The sequence below is a fragment of the Streptomyces sp. NPDC059455 genome, assembly GCF_042750115.1.
GTDB classification, from domain to species: Bacteria; Actinomycetota; Actinomycetes; order Streptomycetales; family Streptomycetaceae; genus Streptomyces; species Streptomyces endocoffeicus.
Genome location: NZ_JBHYVB010000110.1, coordinates 1 through 5,663, shown reverse-complemented (window position 1 = coordinate 5,663; position 5,663 = coordinate 1). Strand labels below are relative to the sequence as shown.

5 protein-coding genes are annotated in these 5,663 nt (G+C 71.6%); 1 reads left to right on the top strand and 4 read right to left on the bottom strand.

The features are described 5' to 3' along the window. Positions 1-184: 184 nt before the first annotated feature. The 3 genes from ACFXB5_RS32140 to ACFXB5_RS32130 form a co-directional block, all read right to left on the bottom strand. Complete coding sequence (locus ACFXB5_RS32140) at positions 185-973, bottom strand: VOC family protein (RefSeq protein WP_385214421.1); 789 nt, start codon at positions 971-973, stop codon at positions 185-187. Positions 974-1,257: 284 nt separating this feature from the next. Next, on the bottom strand, positions 1,258-2,535 hold the full coding sequence (locus ACFXB5_RS32135) for an Ig-like domain-containing protein (protein WP_385214418.1): 1,278 nt from the start codon (positions 2,533-2,535) through the stop codon (positions 1,258-1,260). Positions 2,536-2,744: 209 nt separating this feature from the next. Next, the gene (locus tag ACFXB5_RS32130; RefSeq protein ID WP_385214415.1) at positions 2,745-3,071 is read right to left on the bottom strand and encodes a hypothetical protein; all 327 of its coding nucleotides are present in this window, start codon (positions 3,069-3,071) and stop codon (positions 2,745-2,747) included. Between the two features lie 99 nt (positions 3,072-3,170). Between ACFXB5_RS32130 and ACFXB5_RS32125 the strand changes: the two genes are divergently transcribed. Beyond that, a complete protein-coding gene (locus tag ACFXB5_RS32125; protein WP_385214413.1) occupies positions 3,171-3,476 on the top strand; it encodes a hypothetical protein in 306 nt (101 codons plus the stop codon). Positions 3,477-3,707: 231 nt separating this feature from the next. Here the strand turns inward: ACFXB5_RS32125 and hutH are convergent, their stop codons facing one another. After that, on the bottom strand, positions 3,708-5,252 hold the full coding sequence (hutH, locus tag ACFXB5_RS32120; protein WP_385214410.1) for a histidine ammonia-lyase: 1,545 nt from the start codon (positions 5,250-5,252) through the stop codon (positions 3,708-3,710). Positions 5,253-5,663: the final 411 nt, after the last annotated feature.

The window sequence follows — 5,663 nt, the reverse complement described above, 5'->3', positions numbered from 1 at the left end:
GGGTTTTGGGGGTCCCGCGGGATGGGGAGGGCGGCGGGGGGCTGCCCCCCGCCCCGCCCCTCCCCAACCGGGGGGCACCGCCCCAGACCCCGGGGTCCAGGGGCGAAGCCCCTGCCACACGGCGGACACCCCGTAAGCCCGGCCGAGGCTCCGCGCCGGCTCAACCCATGGGCTTCGGGGCGGCTCAACCCATGGGCTTCGGGGCGATCAGGGCGAACGGCGCCCCCTGCGGATCCTTCACCAGCGACATCCGGCCCGCGACCATGTCGTACGGCGGGCGGAGGACCGTGCCGCCCTCGGCGGACACTTTGGCCGAAATGCGGTCGGTGTCCTCCACGGCGAAGTAGACCAGCCAGTGCGGAGGCACCTCCGGCGGCATCCCCTCCCGCAGCGGCTGGAGCCCGCCAACCGTGCGGCCGTCGACGGAGAGCGCGAAATAGCCCTCGGCGCCCTCGGCCTCCATGGGGGTCGACTCCACGCCCAGCGCCTCCGCGTAGAAGGCCGAAGCCGCCTCCCGGTCAGTGGTGTTGAGCTCGTTCCAGATCAACGTGCCCGGCTCGTTGACCAGGCCCGCGCCGGTGAAGCCGAGCGGCTGCCAGACGCCGAAGACGGCCCCCAGCGGGTCGGCCGCCACCAGCATCCGCCCGAGGTCCATCACATCCATGACCGGCATCAGCACGGTGCCTCCGGCCCGGCTGATGGACTCCGAGGTGGCCTGGGCGTCGGCGGAGCAGAAGTAGGTGGTCCAGACGGTCGGCGGCGGGGCCTCCTCGCCCACCGACTGCGCGGACATCACCCCCGCGACGGGCTTGCCCCGCAGGGTCCAGGTCGCATAGCCGCCGGCCTCCGGAGGGCCGACCTCTCCCTCCCAGCCGAACAGCCCGGAATAGAAGTCCAGGGCGGCCTGTTGGTCGGGGACCATCAGATCGATCCAGCAGGGCGTTCCGGGCTGATAGGACGTGACTTCGGGCATGGGGCCGCCTCCGTATCGCCACTTCCGGCCGTGCCCGGCCGGTACGGGATGCCCCCATGGCCCATTCTCCTCCGGCGGGGCCGTCACGCCACTCGGCGCGGACCGCTACCGCGCGCACCGGTCCGTTGACGAACCGTGAACACGGCCTCCCGGCCGCGGCAGACCGCCGAACCCGGCCGCCACGCCCGGCCGCCGCGCACAAAGCCGGGCGCCACACACACTGGCGGGCGGCGGCCGGCCCGCGAAGGCCGACCGCCGCCCGGCGGTGGTGAGAAGAGGGTGTGTCAGGCGCTGCCGACGGCGCTTCCGGCCACCCACTGGCTCCAGTCCATGTTCCATCCGTTGAGGCCGTTGTCCGGCTGGATGGTCTTGTCCTTGGAGTTCTTCACGATGACGACGTCACCGACCTGGGAGTTGTCGAAGAACCAGGTGCCGTCCGTGTTGGGGTCGCCCGCGCCCTTGGTGTCCGACAGCCCGATACAGCCGTGGCTGGTGTTGACGTTGCCGAAGATGGACTTGGCGCCCCAGTAGTTGCCGTGGATGAAGGTGCCCGAGGTGGACAGCCGCATCGCGTGGGGCACGTCCTTGATGTCGTACTCGCCCTTGCCGTCGTCGTCCGTGAAGCCGACCGTCGCACCGTTCATCCGGGTCTCCTTGAACTTCTCGGAGATCACCATCTGACCGTTGTAGGTCGTGTTATCGGGGCTGCCGGCCGAGATCTTGATCGTCTTGAACAGCTTGCCGTCGCGGACGACCTTCATCTCCTTGGACTCGGCGTCCACCGTGGAGACCTGGGAGCGGCCGATCTTGAAGTTGACGGTCTTCTCCTGGACGCCCTTGACACCGGACGACGCCTCGACGCCGTCCAGGTCCAGCTTCAGGGAGACGGTCGAACCCGCCTTCCAGTAGTCCTTCGGGCGCAGGTCGAGCCGGTCGCCGCCGAACCAGTGGCCGACCACCTGCTGGCCGCTGCTGGAGGTGACCTTGATGCCCGACTCGACGGCCTTCTTATTGGTCACCGCCTTGTCGAAGCGGATGGACACCGGCATGCCCACGCCGACCGTGGAGCCGTCCTCCGGCGTGAAGTTGGCGATGAAGCTGTTGGAGGGCGAGACGGTGGTGAAGGACGAGTTCTCGGTCGCCTTACGGCCCTTGGAGTCCTCGGCAGACGCCCTGATCTTGTACTGAGTGGCCCGCTCCAGCTGCCCACTCGGCTTCCAGGACGTCTTGTCGGGCGATATGGTCCCGGCCACGGTGTTGCCGGTCGCCGCGGACGTCATCGTGACGGAGGTGAGCTTGCCCTCGCTCACCGTGACCTTGGTGTCACTGTTGATGCCCGCGTTCGTCGCACCGGCCTTCGGCGTGATCTTGATGTGGGCGTCCGACGCGTCCTTGGCCGCCGCCTCGTCGACCTGCGACTGAGACTTGTGCCCGTCGTTCTTGGCGTCGTCGCCGCCGCCATCCCCGCCGCACGCGGCGAGAGTGAGTACGCCGCCGAGCACGGCGGCCACGGCCACCAGCCCCTTACGGCGCTTGCCGTCCGTCATCACACGCTTCTCCATTTGACCTGGATCTTGATCTGGACCCCAGAAACCCCGGACCTGCCCGATAAGAACGCCTGTACCTTTTAGCCGGTTCCACGCACGGCAAAACTGTGCGCGAGACCACTTAGCAAAGGCGCCACTCCAGCGTAAGACCCGCCGACACCCGGACCCGCACGGCTCAGCCGTCTTCGTCGCCCGGAAATCGCCCGGAATGCGGCTCTCCGGGCTCAATCGTCCTCGTCCAGGTCGGCGAAGGCCCCGGACCACTCGACGGAGCGCGGATCGTAGTCGACATGCTCGCTGCTCCAGGACGCCTGGGCCAGCTCCACCCCCGGCACCTCCTCCACCAGCTCGAACGGCTCGACCAGATAGGCCAGCGCCTCGGCCTCGTCCGACTCCACCATGCGGCGTGCGTGGCCCCGCTCCTCCGCGGCCATGGAATCGTCGCCGTCGATCCGCTCGTACGCCGCGCGCCGCAGCCAATCCGCATCGGCGATCTCGACCACAAGCTCCACACGAAGCCGGACAAACCGTGATGTCTCGGTACTCGTCATGCGACGGAGGTTAGGGGGCCGACCCGTCTCGCTTCCGCACGACCCGCAGTTGTCACTACGATCGGCGCACGGGGTCAATTTGCCGCAGCCTCAAGGAGGATGCCGTTGAACGCACGCCGACCGCTGCTGACCGCCGCCGCTGCCGGTTCGCTGCTGTGCGCCCTGTGGTTCGTCCCGTCCGCCAACGCCACCGTGGAGGACCCGGGATCGTCATCGACACCCTCGCGGACCTCCGACGGCTCGCCCGGGTCCGGGCTCAGGACCGAGGCAGTGCCCGACGGGGATCTGGCCGATACCGGCAGTGTGGACGTCACCCCGTATCTCTTCGGGGGCACGGCCTTCCTGGGGCTGGGTGTGGCGATGGTGACCGCCTCCGTGCGGCGCACCCGCCCGGAGGCGTACTGAGCGCTCCGCGGGAAGTGGCGCGAGGTGCGGTCGTTCATCCGCGGCCGCGTCGTGGCTGGTCGCCCACGCGGCGGGGCCGCATATCGACACGGCCCCGCGCCCCTTTGGGGCGCGACCGAACCGCACCGGACTTCAGCGAGGCCGCTCAGCCCCTTCGCTCGGGGGCGTATCACCTGGGGCGCATGGGGGGCGTACCAGCCCCCCACCGCTCGCTCAGCCCCCACCGCTCGCTCAGCTGAGGGGGCCGGTCACCGACTCCACGGCCCCGATCAGCTCTCCGGATCGTACGAACGCGTCCGCCGCCGCCAAGTCGGGCGCCAGATAGCGGTCCTCGCCCGGCCCCTCGACGCCCGCCCGGCGCACCGCCGTCAGCACCGCCCGGCTCGCGGGCGCGGGCTCCAGACCCTGGCGCAGCTCGATGCCCCGGGTGGCGGCGACCAGCTCGACGGCCAGGACGCGGGCCAGGCTGTCCACCGCCGTGCGCAGCTTGCGCGCCGCCGACCAGCCCATCGAGACATGGTCCTCCTGCATCGCGGAGGACGGGATGGAGTCGACCGAGGCGGGCACCGCGAGCCGCTTCATCTCGCTCACCAGCGCGGCCTGGGTGTACTGGGCGATCATCAGCCCCGAGTCCACGCCCGGGTCGCCGGCCAGGAAGGGCGGCAGGCCGTGGGAGCGGTTCTTGTCCAGCAGCCGGTCGGTGCGGCGCTCGGCGATCGAGGCGAGGTCGGCCGCCGCGACGGCCAGGAAGTCCAGGACGTACGCGACGGGCGCGCCGTGGAAGTTGCCGTTGGACTCCACCCGCCCGTCCGGCAGCACCACGGGGTTGTCCACGGCGGAGGCCAGCTCGCGCTCGGCGACCAGCCGGGCGTGCGCCAGGGTGTCCCGGCCGGCGCCCGCGACCTGCGGGGCGCAGCGGATCGAGTACGCGTCCTGGACACGCGGCGCATCGTCCTGGTGGTGCCCGGTGAGCCCCGAACCCGCCAGCACCCGCAGCATGTTGGCGGCGCTGGCGGCCTGCCCCGGGTGGGGGCGGATGGCGTGCAGCTCGGGCGCGAGGACGCGGTCCGTGCCGAGCAGCGCCTCCAGCGAGAGGGCGGCGGTCACATCGGCGACGGTGAACAGCCGGGCGAGGTCGGCGCAGGCCATGATCAACATGCCGAGCATGCCGTCCGTGCCGTTGAGCAGTGCGAGCCCCTCCTTCTCGCGGAGCTCGACCGGCTCGATGCCGTGCTCGGCCAGCAGCTCGGCGGCCGGTCGTACGGTCTTGTCGGGCCCCTCGGCCTCACCCTCGCCCATCAGCGCCAGCGCGCAGTGGGAGAGCGGCGCCAGGTCGCCGGAGCAGCCCAGCGAGCCGTATTCGTGCACGACGGGGGTGATCCCCGCGTTGAGGAGCGCGGCCATCGTCTCGACCACGACGGGCCGGACGCCGGTACGGCCGGACGCGAGCGTCTTCAACCGCAGGAACATCAGCGCCCGCACCACCTCGCGCTCCACCCGCGCGCCCATGCCGGCGGCGTGCGAGCGCACGATGTTGCGCTGGAGCTGGGCGCGCAGCTCGGGGCTGATGTGGCGCACGGCCAGCGCGCCGAAGCCGGTGGAGACGCCGTAGACGGGCTCGGGCTTGGCCGCGAGGTCGTCGATCACCTGCCGCGCCGCGGAGATGGCGTCGAGCGCCGCCTCGGAGATCTCGATCCGCGCGGTGCCGCGGGCTACGGCGATGACATCGTCGGCGGTCGTTCCGGACGTCCCCACCACCACAGTGTGCATATCCATATTCAGGCACCCTAGAGAGTGAATCCCCGCGTGTCACCCCACTGCCCGCTGTCTCCATCCCACCCCGGCCCCCGCTCCTCAATCGCCGGAGGGCTCGAACATGGGGCTCCGCCCCCAACCCCGCTCCTCAAACGCCGGAGAGGCTGAAACGGACTCCCGCCCCCGGCCCTGACCCACGTGCACCGAGGGCCCGGCCCCGCTGGGGCCGGGAGACGCAAACCCGCCGGGCCCGAAGGCACAGCCCGGCCGGGGCCCGGGGCGCAACCCGCCGGAAGCCCAGGGGCAGAGCCCCGCGCGCGCCCGGGGGCGCGGCCGGTGGCCCCGGGGCCCCGGGGCCCCCCCCCGGGCGGGGGGGCGGGCCCGGCCCCGGGTTGGGGGATGGGGCGGGGGGGGGGGCGCACGGGGGGCGGC

Excerpts from the sequence above, each read along its gene's own strand:
- ACFXB5_RS32140 (WP_385214421.1), bottom strand. The coding sequence starts at position 973 with ATGCCCGAAGTCACGTCCTATCAGCCCGGAACGCCCTGCTGGATCGAT.
- ACFXB5_RS32135 (WP_385214418.1), bottom strand. The coding sequence starts at position 2,535 with ATGGAGAAGCGTGTGATGACGGACGGCAAGCGCCGTAAGGGGCTGGTG.
- ACFXB5_RS32130 (WP_385214415.1), bottom strand. The coding sequence starts at position 3,071 with ATGACGAGTACCGAGACATCACGGTTTGTCCGGCTTCGTGTGGAGCTT.
- ACFXB5_RS32125 (WP_385214413.1), top strand. The coding sequence starts at position 3,171 with ATGCCGTTGAACGCACGCCGACCGCTGCTGACCGCCGCCGCTGCCGGT.
- hutH (WP_385214410.1), bottom strand. The coding sequence starts at position 5,252 with ATGGATATGCACACTGTGGTGGTGGGGACGTCCGGAACGACCGCCGAC.